Annotated in this window: 15 protein-coding genes and 1 pseudogene; 4 read left to right on the top strand and 12 right to left on the bottom strand. The window is 53.1% G+C overall.

From position 1 onward, the window contains the following. Positions 1-152: 152 nt before the first annotated feature. On the bottom strand, positions 153-980 hold the full coding sequence (locus tag HCH_RS14450; protein WP_011397047.1) for a phytanoyl-CoA dioxygenase family protein: 828 nt from the start codon (positions 978-980) through the stop codon (positions 153-155). A 288-nt stretch (positions 981-1,268) separates the two neighbouring features. Then, complete coding sequence (locus HCH_RS14445) at positions 1,269-1,814, bottom strand: putative adhesin (RefSeq protein WP_011397046.1); 546 nt, start codon at positions 1,812-1,814, stop codon at positions 1,269-1,271. Positions 1,815-2,058: 244 nt separating this feature from the next. Here HCH_RS14445 and slyA point away from each other — a divergent pair, with 244 nt between their 5' ends. Genes slyA through HCH_RS14430 form a run of 3 tightly spaced genes read left to right on the top strand, consistent with a single transcriptional unit; the run spans position 2,059 to position 4,644 of the window. Continuing rightward, positions 2,059-2,514: a transcriptional regulator SlyA gene (gene slyA, locus HCH_RS14440; RefSeq protein ID WP_011397045.1), complete on the top strand. Its 456-nt coding sequence runs from the start codon at positions 2,059-2,061 to the stop codon at positions 2,512-2,514. A 27-nt stretch (positions 2,515-2,541) separates the two neighbouring features. Next, positions 2,542-3,597 (top strand): HlyD family secretion protein, encoded by a 1,056-nt coding sequence (locus HCH_RS14435; RefSeq protein ID WP_011397044.1) that lies wholly within the window; start codon positions 2,542-2,544, stop codon positions 3,595-3,597. A gap of 12 nt (positions 3,598-3,609) precedes the next feature. Next, positions 3,610-4,644: a DUF2955 domain-containing protein gene (locus HCH_RS14430; protein WP_011397043.1), complete on the top strand. Its 1,035-nt coding sequence runs from the start codon at positions 3,610-3,612 to the stop codon at positions 4,642-4,644. Positions 4,645-4,805: 161 nt separating this feature from the next. Here HCH_RS14430 and HCH_RS14425 read toward each other — a convergent pair whose 3' ends face one another. From HCH_RS14425 to HCH_RS14385, 8 genes are all read right to left on the bottom strand, one after another. Next, positions 4,806-7,025 (bottom strand): NADP-dependent isocitrate dehydrogenase, encoded by a 2,220-nt coding sequence (locus tag HCH_RS14425; RefSeq protein WP_011397042.1) that lies wholly within the window; start codon positions 7,023-7,025, stop codon positions 4,806-4,808. A 649-nt stretch (positions 7,026-7,674) separates the two neighbouring features. Continuing rightward, positions 7,675-7,986, bottom strand: a complete 312-nt coding sequence (locus HCH_RS14415) for a hypothetical protein (protein ID WP_011397039.1) — start codon at positions 7,984-7,986, stop codon at positions 7,675-7,677. Positions 7,987-8,400: 414 nt separating this feature from the next. Next, complete coding sequence (gene katG, locus HCH_RS14410; protein ID WP_011397037.1) at positions 8,401-10,578, bottom strand: catalase/peroxidase HPI; 2,178 nt, start codon at positions 10,576-10,578, stop codon at positions 8,401-8,403. Positions 10,579-11,012: 434 nt separating this feature from the next. Further along, positions 11,013-11,564, bottom strand: a complete 552-nt coding sequence (locus HCH_RS14405; protein WP_011397035.1) for a pyridoxamine 5'-phosphate oxidase family protein — start codon at positions 11,562-11,564, stop codon at positions 11,013-11,015. Between the two features lie 103 nt (positions 11,565-11,667). Next, positions 11,668-12,168 carry an SRPBCC family protein gene (locus HCH_RS14400; protein WP_011397034.1) on the bottom strand — a complete coding sequence of 167 codons (501 nt, stop codon included), beginning with the start codon at positions 12,166-12,168 and terminating at the stop codon, positions 11,668-11,670. After that, positions 12,165-12,491, bottom strand: a complete 327-nt coding sequence (locus tag HCH_RS14395) for an ArsR/SmtB family transcription factor (protein WP_011397033.1) — start codon at positions 12,489-12,491, stop codon at positions 12,165-12,167. The genes HCH_RS14400 and HCH_RS14395 overlap by 4 nt, the downstream gene beginning before the upstream one ends. Positions 12,492-12,637: 146 nt before the next feature. Continuing rightward, entirely contained in the window at positions 12,638-13,639 is a 1,002-nt protein-coding gene (locus HCH_RS14390) for a hypothetical protein (protein ID WP_011397032.1), read from the bottom strand. Between the two features lie 525 nt (positions 13,640-14,164). After that, positions 14,165-14,815 carry a glutathione S-transferase family protein gene (locus HCH_RS14385; RefSeq protein WP_011397029.1) on the bottom strand — a complete coding sequence of 217 codons (651 nt, stop codon included), beginning with the start codon at positions 14,813-14,815 and terminating at the stop codon, positions 14,165-14,167. Between the two features lie 127 nt (positions 14,816-14,942). On the opposite strand from HCH_RS14385, the gene HCH_RS14380 reads away from it, so the two are divergent. After that, positions 14,943-15,512 (top strand): TetR/AcrR family transcriptional regulator, encoded by a 570-nt coding sequence (locus HCH_RS14380; protein ID WP_011397028.1) that lies wholly within the window; start codon positions 14,943-14,945, stop codon positions 15,510-15,512. 125 nt (positions 15,513-15,637) lie between these two features. Here the strand turns inward: HCH_RS14380 and HCH_RS14375 are convergent, their stop codons facing one another. Together HCH_RS14375 and HCH_RS14370 are read right to left on the bottom strand one after the other, a co-directional pair. Continuing rightward, positions 15,638-16,369: a hypothetical protein gene (locus HCH_RS14375; RefSeq protein WP_011397027.1), complete on the bottom strand. Its 732-nt coding sequence runs from the start codon at positions 16,367-16,369 to the stop codon at positions 15,638-15,640. Positions 16,370-16,488: 119 nt separating this feature from the next. Continuing rightward, positions 16,489-16,707, bottom strand: a pseudogene (locus tag HCH_RS14370) (IS3 family transposase); the annotation flags it as partial. Positions 16,708-16,712 lie beyond the last annotated feature (5 nt).

Raw genomic sequence — 16,712 nt, 5'->3', positions numbered from 1 at the left:
CTTGTCCCTCATATCGACAATACATCTATAAAACGACGGTGATCAGCCCTTGGCGGCTGTATAAATGAGTAACATTTTCTCGGGCCAGGACTGTTGCATACAGTATAGGGTTTAGAAATCTTCACGCAGAACTTTATAGCTCCCCCCCACCCTCACAATGAAAAGCTCCCCAAGCTTCCCCGCTGCAACCAATTTTCCGGCGCATACTCACAAGCCCCATCGACCACATGAAACGTCAGGGCGATGCGGGATTTGTCGGAGCGGTTGGGGGCGCTGTAGTGTGGCAGGTGACCATGGAATACCAGGAGACTGCCAGCCTTGACGGGCATAGGGGTTCCACTTTTAGTTGGCCAGGGTTGGTCGCTCAGAGGTCGCATGCTTAGATCGCCCTGTTCGCACAAATAGCGTTCGCGCAAGGGGCCTTGATGACCACCGGGCTCCAGCCAGAGACAGCCGTTTTGCAAGGTGGCGTCTTCCAGAGCGAACCAGTAAGTAATAACGCTGGCCGGTTCGGTATAGAAAAAAGTGGCGTCCTGGTGCCAGGTGACCTCCCCACCGATGCGCGGTTGCTTGAAAATCACCATGGTCTGATACAGCGAGGGGTGTGATTGCCCCAAATCTCGGGCGATATCGCCGAACTCGCGGCGCTGCGCGAAGCGTTTAAAGACCGGGTCCAGATCATGCAGCGCGTGACCGATTTTGTTGATGGACTGGGCCCGCGGCTGCAGCAACTCACCTTCTGGGCTGAAGGCTTCCTCTTCGAAAAAGCAGCGAATCGTTTCAGCGGAGCCGAGAAAATACGCGTTATTGACCTGAGCGCGATCAATGGTGGAAAAACGCGCGGCTTGTTCCAGATTATCTTCTTCGATGATGGCGTAGGCGCGTGCGATTAACGCCTCACGCTCCGGCTGCGTCACCAAATCCGGCAACAATAGATAACCATCCTTTGCATACTGGGCTTTTTGTTGTTCTGACAGCATCTCATAAGTCCTTGTCTGGTATCCCGACATAGACCAAGCCTTTGGCTATCACGCTTAGCGCAGGGATATAGGGAAAATTCAAGCCAGTGTAACGGATGCGTTAAATTCGCGACAACCTTAAATTTATCAGCTGTTTATGCAAGAAACTAAAAGCTGTTGTGAGGAGATGACGGGCTGCGGAGGAGGATGAACTAAGGCGTATCAAATCGAAAAAAACGCCGGCTAACCACCTAAGTCCAGGGAGCGAGGAATGCTCCCCGGAAAGCAGTCTTGCCGGCGATCGATGTCTTATCTGAATTTTAGCTGGAAATCTTTCATGTTCAGCTTGCCAACGGCTTTTTTCGGTTCACCGCCGTATATGCCGCCATACATTCCCTGAGCTTCTCTTTCAAAGTCCGATGCGATGCCTTTCAGGTCGTCGCGGCAGGCGAGCCAATGCACATGACAGACAGCGCCGTTGGGCCTGATGGAATTCAGGATATCTTTAAGGTGTACGTACCAGTGGGTGACGCGATCCTTAACGGCGCAGTTCAACTGATCACGCAAGTTGGCGCCAATATAGTGCGGGGGAATCAGGGGATGCAGGGAGTCGTAGCCGACTTTCGATTTGATGCCGCCAGGGTGCGCCAAGCGGTAGTTACGGCAGCGTTGCGGACCTCTTTCATGGCTGAAGTCCGGGTGAGCGACAGCCTGTCCGGATCTGACCGCACTCTCCCAACTACTGTCGAACTTTTTGGTGTGAGGACAGTAAAAATGGAGCACCACGTTTCTCGGCATATCGAAGTAACCATCTTCTTCCAGCCAGCCGCCATGTCCAATCAAATAGACTTCCATATTGTTTTCCTTTTTCTTGCTGTTGATGTGTTTGATAAGAATTATCAATACAGGTAGCGAGCTTTCTGAAGCGCTTCCCGTCACGCCCGATACAAATTGTTACGTTTTATACGAGTACGGTAACTTCTCCCCAAATCCTCTTACTGCGTACATCTCCCTACCTGATTCCTTTGCCTCTCGCATTTACTTAGCTTGCTAAGCATATTACATTGTTTAGCATGCTAACTAAATTGAGCGTCTCGTCATGAATCCCCCTTCCAATACCTTCAAAGATCTTTCCCTTGCGGAGCAGCTTGGCCGCGTTTCCCGACTCTGGAAAATGACCGCTGACCGGGAACTGGCCCCGCTGGGTCTGACTTATCCGCGCTGGACCGCGTTATTGAAGCTGCAGCGTCTGGGGGACAACCTCAGCCAGAAACAGTTGGCGGAGGCGCTGGAAATCGAGTTGGCGTCGCTGATGCGCACATTGAAACAGCTGGAAGAACAATCGCTCATCAAGCGGCACAGCTGCGCCCACGACAAGCGGGCGCGCATCGTAAGCCTGACGGATGCAGGCAAATCACTGATCGCGCAAATGGAAGCCCACATACTCAAAGTGCGTCGGCGCTTGCTGAATCACATAGATGAAAACGACCAGAAAAAACTCGGCGCCATGCTGGAGCAAATCGCTCTCAATGCCCTTGAGTTTGAGAATCCGTAGTCCTTTTATTGAAAGAAGTAAGAGTGTATGACCCCCGATCAAAAATTCGCGCAGTGGATAAAATACTCCTGCATCGTATTCGTTCTTGTTTTCGCTTACTTTCTCATCGCTGACATCGCCATGCCGTTGACGCCCCAGGCCATGGCGACGCGTATCGTCACCAAAGTGTCTCCCCGCATCAGCGGTCCGATCACCGCGGTGCATGTAGAGAACAATCAACCCGTCCACAAAGGCGATATTCTTTTCGACATTGACCCTGAGCCGTTCAAAATCGCCCTGGAGCAGGCGCAGTTGAATCTGGAGCGGGTCAAACAGAACAACACGCAACTGGATGCGTCCATCGCCGCCGCCAGGGCGGATGTGGATGCCGCCGCGGCGACTTTAAGCCAGAAAAATCGCGAGGCCCTGCGCCTGAAAACCTTGTTCCAGCGCAATGTAGTGTCTCAGCAACAGCTGGATACGGCGGAAAGCAACGCGACGACAGCGCAGGCGAAATTGGCGTCGATGAAGGCGCATCTGAAGGAACTGGAAGTCAGCCGGGGCGAACTGAGCGACGCCAATCTGACCATTCGCACCGCGGAAACCCAGTTGAAGCAGGCGCAATTGAACCTCTCTTACACCCGGATCAAGGCGGAGGAAGACGGCGTCATCACCAACCTGCAGCTTGAGGCGGGAGCCTATGCCGTCGCCGGGTCGCCCCTGGTGGCGCTGGTTTCCGACAATCTGGACGTCATCGCTGACTTTCGCGAAAAAAGTCTGCGCAACTTTGACTTGAATAATGAAGCGCTGGTCGCCTTTGACGGCAAACCTGGACAGGTATTTCAGGCTCACCTCACCAGTCTCGACGCGGGCGTCAGCGCCGGCCAGTTCGATGCGGACGGTCGTCTGGCGACGCCCACGCAATCCAACCGCTGGGTGCGCGACGCGCAGCGTATGCGCCTGCATCTGCAACTGGACGCCGACGCGCAACATCTGCCGTCCGGCGCACGGGCCACGGTGCAACTGCTGCCGGATGGAGCGATTTTCTCCACCTTCGCCAAGGCGCAGATTCGTTTCCTCAGCTTGTTGCACTACATCTACTAAGCAGGCGCTGTTATGCGATTATGGGATCATCCACTCTCCGAGAATGACTTGCGCCAGAGCCTGCGCATCGCCACTGGCGCGGTGTTGGGGTTCACCATCAGTAAGTTGTTTGGCTGGAACTATGGCGTGTTTTTTACTGTCACGCCGGTGTTGCTGCTTGGCCTGGCGCCGGTGATGAACGCGCATCTGGCGCGCCAACTGGTGGCGTCATCAGTGATCTGCGGGCTCGAAGTCGCTCTGCTGAGCGGCTTATTCGGCGCGCATCCCGGAATCATGACGCTGATCGCTTTCGGGTTGTTTCTCTACAAATTCGCCTGCATGTCGAAAGGCCCTTTGTTTCTGTTCGGCGCGAATAGCGTGCTTAGCCTGAGCATCATGCTGCACTTCGCCAGCTATCCTGGCGTGGACCTGAATGATCTGGTGATCAGCAATATCCTGGCGGGGCTTTTATCCGTGCTGATTGCCTATCTGGCCACCTTTTTAATACCCGACGCCTCCCCTCGCCAGCCTCCCCCACCACCGGCGGAGCCAAAAGGATCTCATCGCATGCGCCATGAAGCGTTGATGGGCGCCACGTTGGCGACCCTGTCGTTTCTGGTGTTTCAGATTTTCGATCTGAATGACTCCATGTCCGCTCAGGCCACCACCTTATTGCTGTTGTTCCCCATGCACTGGAACGGCGCCTTGGGCTACGCCCGCAAACGGGCCATGGGAACACTGCTGGGCGTCGCCTTTGGCTTGCTGTGTCAGGTGATTCTGTATGATTGGACTGGCGTGTTGCTGTTAGTCATCCCGCTACTGTGGATCGGCGCGTTGTTCTTTAGCTATCTGCATGTCAAAGAGTCCAGCGGCTCCGGGGCGGGATTCGGCGGCCTGACCACCCTGGGCATCCTGTTCGGCCAGTATCTCTCCCCCACCAGCGACCTGGTTTTCAGCGGGCTCTACCGAATCAGCAGCATCTTCTTCGCCATCGTAGTGACGCTACTCGCCACCTACCTGGTGCATCGCGTGCTGAACCAGTTTGCGGCGACGCGGTTTAGTCATTGAGTTGGGAAGTTTTACGGGCTTGCGTGAACGTGATTTAAGCAAATAGCCATAACAAAAAAGGGAGCAACGATTGCTCCCTTTTTCTTAAGCCTGTTCGGCGGACATTACTTACGATTCACATCACTAACAACTCACAGAAGTAACGTCGCGCCGAAAGTTGCTTAGCCGTCGATCAGCGCGTTCAGTGTGTCGCTTGGACGCATGGCTTTGCTGACCAGTTTGGGATCTGCGTGGTAGTAACCACCCATTTCCACTGGGGTGCCTTCTTTGGCCAGCAGTTCGCTGACGATTTTGTCTTCGTTCGCCGCCAGCTCTTTGGCCAGAGGAGCGAATTGCGCCGCCAGTTCAGCGTCGTCGGTTTGCGCGGCAACAGCTTCGGCCCAGTACATCGCGAGATAGTAGTGGCTGCCGCGGTTGTCCAGCTCACCGACCTTACGGGAAGGCGATTTGCCGTTCATCAGCAGTTTCTCTGTCGCTTTGTCCAGCGTCTTGGCCAGAATCTCGGCTTTCTTGTTGCCGGTTTTGACCGCGATGTCTTCGAAAGATACCGCCAACGCCAGGAATTCGCCCAGAGAATCCCAACGCAGGTGGTTTTCTTCTGCGAACTGTTGTACGTGCTTAGGCGCAGAACCGCCGGCGCCGGTCTCGAACAGGCCGCCGCCCGCCATCAATGGAACGACAGACAGCATTTTGGCGCTGGTGCCCAGTTCCAGAATGGGGAACAAGTCGGTCAGGTAGTCGCGCAGAACGTTGCCGGTGACGGAGATGGTGTCTTTGCCGCGACGCAGACGCTCCAGCGTGGTGCGCATAGCGACGTCGTAGCCCATGATATGGATGTCCAGACCGTCGGTGTCGTGCACTTTCAGATACTCGACAACTTTGGTTTTCAGGTTCATATCGTGGGGACGGTCTTCGTCCAGCCAGAAAATCGCCGGCATGCCGGACAGACGAGCGCGGGTAACCGCCAGTTTCACCCAGTCGCGGACAGGCAGATCTTTGGTCTGACATGCGCGCCAGATATCGCCTTTCTCCACTTCGTGCTGCATCAGCACATTGCCCTGGTCGTCGACAATGCGCATCACGCCGTCTGCGTCCAGTTCATAGGTCTTGTCGTGCGAGCCGTATTCTTCCGCTTTCTGCGCCATCAGACCCACGTTAGGTACGGTGCCCATGGTGGTGGGATCGAACGCATCGTGGTGCTTACAGAAGTTGATGACTTCCTGGTAGATGGTGGCGTAGTTGGAGTCCGGGATAACCGCTTTGGTGTCCTTCAGCTTGCCATCCGCGCCCCACATCTTGCCGCCTTCGCGGATCATCGCAGGCATGGAGGCGTCAACGATGACGTCAGAAGGCACGTGCAGGTTGGAGATGCCCTTGTCGGAGTTCACCATCGCCAGTTCGGGACGGTGCTCGAAGCAGTTGAGGATATCTTTTTCGATTTCCTCGCGCTTGGACATTGGCAACTGTTGAATTTTTTCGTACACGTTGCCCATACCGTTGTTGGGCTCAACGCCAAGCTCTTTGAAGGTTTCCGCGTGCTTCTTGAACACGTCCTTGAAGAACACCTTCACCGCGTGACCGAATACGATGGGGTGAGACACCTTCATCATGGTCGCTTTCACGTGCAGAGACAGCAGGATGCCGACACGACGCGCGCCTTCCATTTCCTGCTCCAGGAACTTGCACAACTCTCTGACGCTCAGACGCATGCTGTCCAGGATCTCGTCTTTCTGCAGCTTCAGTTCGCGCTTCAATTCAACCGCGCCATCTTTGCCGACAAATTCAATTCTGGCGACCATGGGGCGATCGATGATCACGGATTTTTCAGTCGCGTGGAAATCGCCTTCACGCATGTGCGCAACGTGAGTGCGGGAAGCCTGGCTCCATTTGCCCATTTTGTGGGGGTGCTTACGGGCATATTGTTTAACCGCCGCAGGCGCGCGACGATCGGAGTTGCCTTCACGCAGGACCGGGTTTACCGCACTGCCCAGCACTTTGGTGTAGGTCTGCTCGATTTTCTTCTCTTCTTCAGTCACCGCCTCTTCTGGATAGTTCGGCACGTTGAAGCCCTGCTGCTGCAGTTCTTTGATCGTCGCTTTCAACTGCGGAATGGAGGCGCTGATGTTCGGCAGCTTGATAACGTTGGCGTCGGCTTGTTTTACCAACTCACCCAACTCCGCCAGCGCGTCAGGCACTTTCTGTTCTTCAGAGAGACATTCAGGGAAATTAGCGAGAACTCGCGCCGCCAAAGAAATATCGCTGGTTTCTACGTCTACGCCAGCAGCTGAGGCGAATTTCTTAATGATCGGCAAAAAAGAATAGGTGGCTAGTAGAGGCGCTTCGTCAGTAAGTGTATAGACGATTTTGGTATTACTAGGCATTAAGTCCCCCTAGGTTTGTGGCAAGGTCACCCAGTGTGGAAAAACGAACAGCTTTTGGCCGCCGCTTTTTTATACACAAAAGGCAGTGTAAATTTTTGGCGCCGCATTATACCTGAAAACCACACTTATTTTATATAAGTTGTATTAAAGGCGGGAACAACTTACCGCTGTTCACAACGACGCCAATTGTCAAAAAACTCTTCTTCTACAGGGTGGGTTTGATCGATAAGAGTAGGCTATACAGCGCGACTCTGTTTAGGCCGGTTAGCTATAAGAGTATTCCGCCCATAGGTTGAGACGTAATGTAAACGCGCAACCTGCAAAATGCATAAAATAAACAAGCCTACCGTCATGGAGAAAAACAGATCGTAGACGATCCCCTCACCCTGAACGTTACCCCATACTAATACCATGGGGATGCAGATTCCGAAATAAGATATAAGTAGTGATACGAATGAAAAAAACGTGTCTTTGAAAGCGGTCAGTACAATTCCCGCCGACGCCTGCACGCCGTCAAACAAGCAGGCGGCCAGCATAAGGGGAAAGACTGCAAACGCCAAATCCGCAACATGCGTATCAGATGTATAAAAATAGACCAATTCTTCGCTGAATAAATCAGCCACTTTGCAGACGGGCGTATTAAAAGAGCTTATTCGCCAATTTCCGGCGGAGGGCAATCAACGCCAATTACGACGCTGTGTTTATCAATGGATAAATCCGCCTTTAATACTGAAAAAGAGACTTCAAAACCGCTCTGTGGCGCAGGGGAAATAAATAAGACGGAGAAAGTCTCGGGCAGCTCTTCAATGGTGATTTTGTATTCGTTTAATAACTGTTCTATGGGTTTGGCGAAGTCGCCGTAACTCCCCCAATCGCCATGGCGCAGCAACGCCAGCTCGACCGCCGCGATGGCGGTCTGTTTGTCTGTATCGGCGCCCAGGTATTCGATCGTGTAAGTCATATTCTGGATATATAAGCCCTAACATCGTCGCGTCATACATATTATAAACAGGGCACTGATATTACCATGTTTATAACGACAAATCTTCACCCGGTGGGGACAATTATAGATGCAACCGGGACGCCTCTTATGTGGAAGTTGATGAGGTTTGTCCGCATTCTGTGAAGCAGTCGGAACACTATTCTCGACGAACGCCCATGCAATAATGAATCAAGTAGCAACGCTCCCAGGAGAGCTAACAGGCGGAGATCAAGTTATGAGTCGGCAGGACAAGGAGCGTTTATGGAATTGTCGCGCCGCCATTGTCTGGATGGAGAAACGTCTGGAAGCAGGCGACTGACGCCGGTTATTCCGTAACGAACAACGCCTGTCCGGATATGGACAGGCGTTTTGACGGCTTGGCGCTTCTCCCGTTTACGCCAGATCGAAGCGGTCCAGGTTCATGACTTTAGTCCAGGCGGCGACAAAGTCCTTCAGAAAGCGCTCCTGCGCATCGGAACTGGCGTACACCTCAGCCAGCGCTCTGAGTTGCGAGTTGGAGCCGAACACCAGGTCTATGCGCGTGCCGGTCCATTTCAGGTCGCCCGTTACTCGGTCACGCCCTTCAAACAGATCCTCCTCCTTCGAGGTCGCTTTCCAGACCGTGCCCATATCGAGCAGGTTCACGAAGAAGTCATTGGTCAGGGATTCAGGACGCTGGGTGAAAACGCCGTGCTTGCTCTGACCGACATTCGCGTTGAGAACGCGCATACCGCCGATCAAAACCGTCATTTCCGGTGCGGTCAGGGTCAGCAGTTGCGCCCTGTCCACCAGCAGCTCTTCCGGCGACACGGCGTATTTGCCTTTCATGTAATTGCGGAAGCCGTCCGCAATAGGCTCCAGCACCTCAAACGCCTCAATGTCAGTTTGCTCTTGAGACGCGTCCATACGGCCGGGGGAGAAAGGAACCTTGATGGTGTGTCCGGCGTTTTGCGCGGCCTTTTCAACCCCGGCGCAGCCCGCCAGTACGATTATGTCCGCCAACGAGACTTTCTTGCCGTCAGACTGGGCGCTATTGAACTCCGCCTGCACGCCTTCGAGGGTTTTCAACACTTGCGCCAACTGATCGGGCTGGTTGACCTCCCACTCATTCTGCGGCGCCAGACGAATGCGCGCGCCATTGGCGCCGCCGCGCATGTCGGAACCGCGGAAAGTTGAAGCGGAAGCCCAGGCGGTAGACACCATTTGCGCCACGGATAAGCCTGACGTCAGAATCTTGCTCTTCAGCGCACTGATATCCTGGTCGTTAATCAGCGGATGATCCACTGCAGGAATCGGGTCTTGCCAGATTAACTCTTCGGCGGGCACTTCGGGTCCGAGGTAGCGTGCGCGCGGCCCCATATCCCGGTGGGTCAGTTTGAACCAGGCGCGGGCGAATGCGTCAGCCAGTTGATCCGGGTTCTCATAAAAACGCCTTGAGATTTTCTCATACGCCGGATCGAATCTCAGTGACAGGTCCGTCGTCAACATGGTTGGAACGTGGCGCTTCGAGGGATCATGCGCGTCGGGAATTTTGTCCGCGCCAGCGCCGCCTTTGGGAACCCATTGATGAGCGCCGGCGGGGCTCTTGGTCAGCTCCCACTCGTAGCCGAACAGGTTTTCGAAGAAGTTGTTGCTCCATTGGGTCGGCGTCTCGGTCCAGGTGACTTCCAAGCCGCTGGTGATAGCGTCGCCGGCTTTACCGGAGCCGTAGCTGCTTCTCCATCCCAGGCCCTGCTCTTCCAGGCCCGCCGCTTCCGGCTCCGGCCCGACATTCGCTGCGTCGCCGGCGCCATGGGTTTTGCCGAAGGTATGTCCGCCGGCGATCAGGGCGACGGTTTCTTCGTCATCCATCGCCATGCGCGCGAAGGTTTCGCGAATGTCTTTGGCCGCCGCAACCGGGTCAGGATTGCCGTTAGGGCCTTCCGGGTTCACATAGATCAACCCCATTTGCACGGCGGCCAGAGGGTTTTCAAGGTCTCTGTCGCCAGAGTAACGATTGTCGTCCAGCCAGGTTTTCTCTGCGCCCCAGTATATATCCTGCTCCGGCTCCCAAATGTCCGCACGTCCGCCGCCGAAGCCGAAGGTTTTGAAGCCCATCGACTCCAGCGCCACATTGCCTGCGAGAATCATCAGGTCTGCCCAGGAAATCTTCTGACCGTATTTCTGTTTGATCGGCCACAGCAAGCGTCTCGCTTTGTCCAGGTTGACGTTATCCGGCCAGCTGTTCAGCGGCGCGAAGCGTTGATTGCCGGTTCCGCCGCCACCACGGCCATCGCCGGTGCGATAGGTGCCAGCGCTGTGCCACGCCATACGAATGAACAAAGGACCATAGTGGCCAAAGTCCGCGGGCCACCAATCCTGGGAGTCAGTCATCAGAGCCGTCAGATCCTGCTTTATCGCCGCCAGATCCAGACTTTTGAACGCTTCCGCGTAGTTAAATTCTTCACCCAGTGGATTGGATAAAGCAGAGCGCTGGTGGAGGATTTCGAGCCGCAACTGGTTGGGCCACCAATCCCGGTTCGATGTACCCTCCGCTGGCGCGTGATGAAAGGGACATTTGCTATCAGACATTGCGTTCTCTCCATTCGTATTCAAGCTATTAACAGGTCTCGTCCAGTGATTCAGTTATAGTACGTGCGCAGCCAAATTGACCAATATAGGTTCTTGATTATAACGATAGCTATTATCAGTCACAGGTATCAGTCACAGGATAGCAGAGCCTGCGGCTCAGGCTGTTTGAGGCGTATTGTTGGAGCGTATCCATCCATTTAGGGATGAATACGCGGTTAGCGGCGGCGTGGATTAAAGCTGGCGCAAACTCGCCCGGTTTGGACTCGATAATGAGCGTCGCCAAACGCCCTCACCCAAATCGCCCGCCCCGAGCGGCCAAGCAGCCGCCTGGCCGCAATAAACCCACAAAAACAACAGAAAGAAAAAATTGACGAAAACTATCGGCAGGATCATTTAAAGATGATGAGATGGACATAATCGTCGCTTAACGACTATCAAACACTCTTCTCAACAACATACGTTTCTTTGCCATCCAGACTGACTACGTTCTTTTGTTTCCAGTAGTCTTTGATGCCGTCGTCGCCTTTCTTGGCGGCCCAGTTTTTCAGCAGTTCACGGTCTTCGACGTAGTCGTAGAAGGGAACGGCCATGCCGCAGGAGGATTGCACCAGATCGACGTTCAGGTCGAAGATTTGTCTGGCGCCGGGGATGGGGTTGAAATGGGCGAGCAGTTGTTCCCATTCCGGGTCATTTCTATGAATCACTTTGGCCTCGCCGTACAGGCGTAGAATCAAAGGATTTCCTTCGAATGCGGCGAACATAACGGTCATTCTGGGACATTCCTGAATATGCGCCGAGGTTTCGTTGCCGCTGCCCGTGACGTTCAGCCAGATGACGCGATTGGGGCCAAGCACCCGCAGGGAGTCCATGCCTTTGGGAGAAATATTCACCCTGCCCTCACGGGCGGCTGTTCCCACGAAAAACAGCTTCTGTTCCTGGATAAACTGAGTCAATTTGTCTGAGATTTCTGAAAACTGCTGCCCCATTCTGTCTGTTCCTTTTTCCTGTCCTGATAAGCAAAAACCGGAAGCAAGCCAGCAGGCCGCCCCCGGTTTTTCATCACACTATACTTGAAGTTCCCATGGATGCTTACTTGAAAGTCAAAAGCAACTCGTCCAGTCGCTCCAGTGTCGACGTCAGTCCTTCTTTCATGCCCATCTGGATGACCGTTTCCAGATCTTTGAGGGTGTTGTAGGCAATGACGGTATGAACCAATGCGTGCTCCGCTTTTTCTTCGAAAGTCACGTCCCATTTTGAGCGCGGTAGCGAGGGATTGATCTCGCCGGAAGCATCAGTGAATCCGTCCAGCGCTGTGTAGTTTTCAATAGGACGGATGGTTTGATAGTCCAATCGCCCCCAGTACTCCGTTCCTTCGGGATCAATCATGGCGTAGCGCCAGTAACCGCCTTCGCGAAAGTCCATGGTTTTGGTTTTCGTGGTGAACGGCTTGGGGGCGAACCACTGATCCAGCAGCTCGCTTTTGGTGTAGCAATCCCAGACCAGTTGGCGCTTAGCCTGAAACTCTCTCTTGACGGTAATGGTGTTGTTTTCCTTATCAACGAGGAAGTCGAACTGAAGATTCGCATTCATTGCTCTTTATCTCCTGATTTGAGGGTGTTTAACAGCGCATCGAGCTGGCTGAAACGGTCTTCCCACAACTTTCGGAACTGCTCCAGCCAAATGTCTATTTCCTGCATCTTTTCCAGCTTGAGTTGGTAAAAGATTTCCCGCCCCTGCTTCTGCTGCGACACCAGACCACACTCATTCAATATCTGAATATGCTTGGAAGTCGCCTGACGGGTCATTTCGAAATGGTCGGCGATGGCGTTGGGCGTCATGCCCTGCGCGGCGATCAACACCATAATGGCTCTGCGTGTCGGATCGGCGATCGCCTGGAAAATATCTCGTTTCATGATATCGCAACAATTATGCAACTATTCGGTTGCAAGTGTATGCGCAACTTTTTGGTTGCACAACAGGGTTGATGAAATTTTATGCGGTATTACGGAGAAAGGCTGGAAGATGGGCGGCTCCGCGCACGATTACCGCCCATATGTTTTCAAACGAAGGGTATTCTTTTGCTGACCGAAAGCGCCATGCCCATATGATCGGTGAAGGCCACCGCGGAGTTGGCGGAGGAAGCCGCCTGGGAGATATAGTCGAACTTTTTGCACTCTATCGAACGGGTATTGTAAACAGCCACGTCGTAGACATCCTTGCCATTGCTGTTCGTGCCGTGAAAGAGATTGTCATGGGTATCGGCGGTGGTGAATTCGTGCGAATCGCCGGCATTGGCGAACGGGATATCCAGCGCTTCGGAGATCGCCGTTGCGGTAAATCCTCGGCTGCTCTGATTAGTGTCTCCCATCACGACATCCAGCCAGCCTTTTCCTTTTGTCATGAAGGCCTGGTTGATATCCCGGTAAAACTGCTGGACGCGCGCTTTATCCTTGGCGATTGCGTTGGGAACATGCACAAACGCAATGTTGATCCAGTCCTTCTTAACCGCTATCCAACCATCCCCTGACCCGATGATTTCGGCTTTGAGCTTGGCGCAGTCATAGACGCTAAAACTATTGCAGGCTTTTCCCGTTGAAACCGCGTGCTGCAGATCTCCGAAGTGGTCCTTCAGGAAGTTCCAGTCGGGATGGTTGCCGTCTATCTCTCCAAATACCCCCAGATCTATTGGAGCCCCGATGGCCCTGATCACATCCTGATGGATCTCACGCGCCTTGCCCTGCACGAGTGATTGAAACTGCACGACCGTCAGGGAGCCTTTGTTCATGGCCCCTGCAGGCTCCATAAACAGCCGCATTGGAGGGCCAAAAATGGGGGTTGTCGGCGGCGCGCCATGAACCGTGGGCGAGGCCAGCTTGGCCACTTTTTTGGGTGGAGCTGAAGCATCCCCGTCGTCCGGCGCAGGTCTCTTTCGAGCGGTCAATATTTCTCCAGAGGCCATTTTGTCATGGGTGCTGCGCGCATGTGATTGCGACAAGGCGGCGATGGCGTCTCGGGTTTTACTGGCGTTTGAATTAAATGATTGGTAATAGAACACTGTCATTCGCGATTATCCTTAACACTGGAAACAGCTTGATTTGAAGGAGTAATTCTTACTGATGAAGCTTGATTCTATGCGAATATCCTCCCCTTCTTATATCCGCCAAAAGCGCTAGATCGGTTTATAAAGCCGCCGTCATTCGCCCAGCCAGTCTGGCTCCAGTTTTTGTCAGTCTGTAGTGGTCAATGAATCACCGGCCTGGCCTTCCTGCGCTTCTTCACAATGCGTCCTGAAAATTCTATTTCTGGCTTTTTCCTGAACATAGCCTGCGATCAGCAAGGCTGGATAAATGCACGCCTCAATATGGCGACGATGCCTTGAACCCAGGAATATTTCCCTCAAACCGGTTCAAGGCGCTCGCGCCTTATTAATCAGGCAGACAAATAGCTTCCTTCTATTTGTCTGCAACGACGTGGCCTGCACAGGTCAGGCCACGTCTCCCGCGGCTAGCCGCCGCGCAGGCGCATCCATGCGCCTGATTATTAACATTCCAATATCATTGCCATATTAATACCTTTATAAGCCAGCCTATCTCGCCATCGCCGTCAATATGGTTTTAGCGGCGGGGCGTTGTCTCATGCGCCCGACATAAGCACTTAGAGTGGAGTCTGGCGCAATCAATTCGGCGGCGTGCGGCAGGTTGGAGAGATAATCCAGCATAGGCGTCACCAGAGCGTCGGCGATGCTGTATTGCTCGCCGCAAATGAAGTCGGCGTCACCCAGTTGTGCCTGCAATACCTGCAGCATTTTGATCACACCAGGCTGCGCTTCGGACACTTTATTCCAACGCACTTCGCCGTTTTCACCTTTAGGGAAAGCCAGCTCCAGCAGATACTCACGCACAACCGCCTGATCGATGTACAAGGAAATCGCGGCTGACCATTGATCCACCAGCGCCCGTTGATACACGTCTTCCGGTTGCAGTGCGGGCCCCTCGAACTGCGCGTCCAGATAGCGACAAATGGATGCGGTTTCGTACAGTTTACGGTCGCCGTGAATCAGCACCGGCACTTTACCAAATGGGTTGAGTTTGAGGTGTTCTGGGCCTTTATACTCCACCTCCTCGCCATTGACGCTGAAGCCATGGCTATAGGAAACGCCTTTTTCCTCGCAGCACAACATGACGGTACGAACAAAGGTGCTGAATTGCGGTCCCAGAATATGTACTTGTGCGCTCATTATCGAATTTCCTGTCTTTGTTAGTGTCGAACAACATGCTAGCCTTCAACACAATATGTTCAAGAACATATTTTTCGATTGCTTTATGCTGTCAACCACCCCTCACGAATCCTGAAGCGAGCCTGAAATGCCCTGGAAACCCGAACATAAACAACAGACCCGAGAACGCATTCTGGACAGCGCAGCGAGACTCTTCGCGCTCAATGGCTTTGACAAAGTAGGCATTAATGACGTGATGGCCCACGCCGGTCTGACCCGCGGCGCTTTCTACGCCCACTTCTCATCCAAAACCCAACTCTACGCAGAGGCCATCGTCACCTCCGCCCTTCAAGGCCGCGCCATGCTGCAGCCCGACGACAACCAGCCGCCGCAGTTAGAGGCATTAATTAATGGCTATCTGAGTTTAGAACATCGTCGGGGAGACCAGGCCCGCTGCCCCTTAGCCTTTCTCACCACCGATATCGCGCAACGGGAAGAACAAGTACGCGACACCTACACCCGGGTATTCAAAGGCTTCGTCAACGCCCTGCAACAACACCTGAACCCGGAAGACGCCGCATCCCAAGAACAAGCCATGCGCACAGCCGTCGTCATGATCGGCGGCATGGCCATCGCCCGGGCGATTAATGATGAAGAACTGGCGGGATCGTTATTGGAGGTTTGCCGGGAGGCGGCTTTGGTGGAACGTAAATTATGATTGGCTCAACAATACTTGACTCGAATAGTTTGCTTCATAACACCGCAAACAGTTTTACCATCTCAGTGAGCAAGCATAGTGATCGGATTACGCCGCCTTTCCGCTCCACTCATTAGGACAACGCTTTATTCACGCAGCTCAACAGCGGACATGATCCTGCGAGCGTCATTCAGCATTCTGTGTAAACGATCGTCCTTATCGCCTTGCTCAAAGGTCATGTCAAAAGAAACCGTCAAATAATATTCATCACTTAGAGGAACTGCCCAATAGTATGATTTACGTAATCCAGCCGTTCCTTCACCAGTCAAATTATATGAAAGCCAAGTAGCGCCGTTTATTTTCTCCTGAGTATATTCATCGGGAATTTGCACCAGGAACTGACTGGGAACGTCATCAGGGTCCATTCCATTTTTTGCAAACCTCCGCCTGACTTCCTGATTAACGCCATCCTCAGCTTCATAGTAGCGCCAATAATCGTTCTTCAAATACTGAATGAAAGAATCAATATCACCTTTCTTTACAGTGGAGTGGGGCTCAATCTTGTTAACGTCTATTGTTAAGCATAACTTTCCTAATTGACCAAGATCACCTTGAACAATCGTTCCTTTATAGGACCACCATTCAAATGCAACTTGAATAAAAGTCCTATTTAGCTTTTTTGTCGAAAACGGCTCAAAGTAGTCTGATTTCAAGTTCACCTGAGAAGGCAACGTATCCCTTGGTTTACCAGGCAAATAAACATTACCCGGCAATGTATAACGCAATTCATAGCCGCCGATATGACACACCTTGGCGTTTCTCACTGAGAAGTCAGGCCCTTTGCCAGTCATTAGCGTTCCAAACAGCTTTTTTAGCATCCGCCTAACCTGTTTTGCTCATCTGTAAATTTTTCTTGGCTGCTCTTTTTTCATACATATAAGCGCGCAATTCCGCCCCTTTGGTGGAGTGATCCTGCCCGCAAAGATTAGACACATCGTTAAGCGACTTTCGATGCTTCATAACTCTCTGGGCTGAGATACCCATTGGCGCTGTGAAGACGGGTCCGATTGTATTCCACTTCGATATACTCAAACACGGCTTCACGCATTTCTTGTCGGGTTGCGTATCGCTCCCCGTGAATCGCTTCCACTTTCAGGGAGTGAAAGAAGCTTTCCATACAGGCATTGTCATAGCAATTGCCTTTGCCGCTCATGCTGCAGC

This window comes from Hahella chejuensis KCTC 2396, assembly GCF_000012985.1.
GTDB classification, from domain to species: Bacteria; Pseudomonadota; Gammaproteobacteria; order Pseudomonadales; family Oleiphilaceae; genus Hahella; species Hahella chejuensis.
The sequence above is the reverse complement of the archived record's forward strand: the minus strand, read 5'-3'. Positions and strand labels throughout refer to the sequence as shown.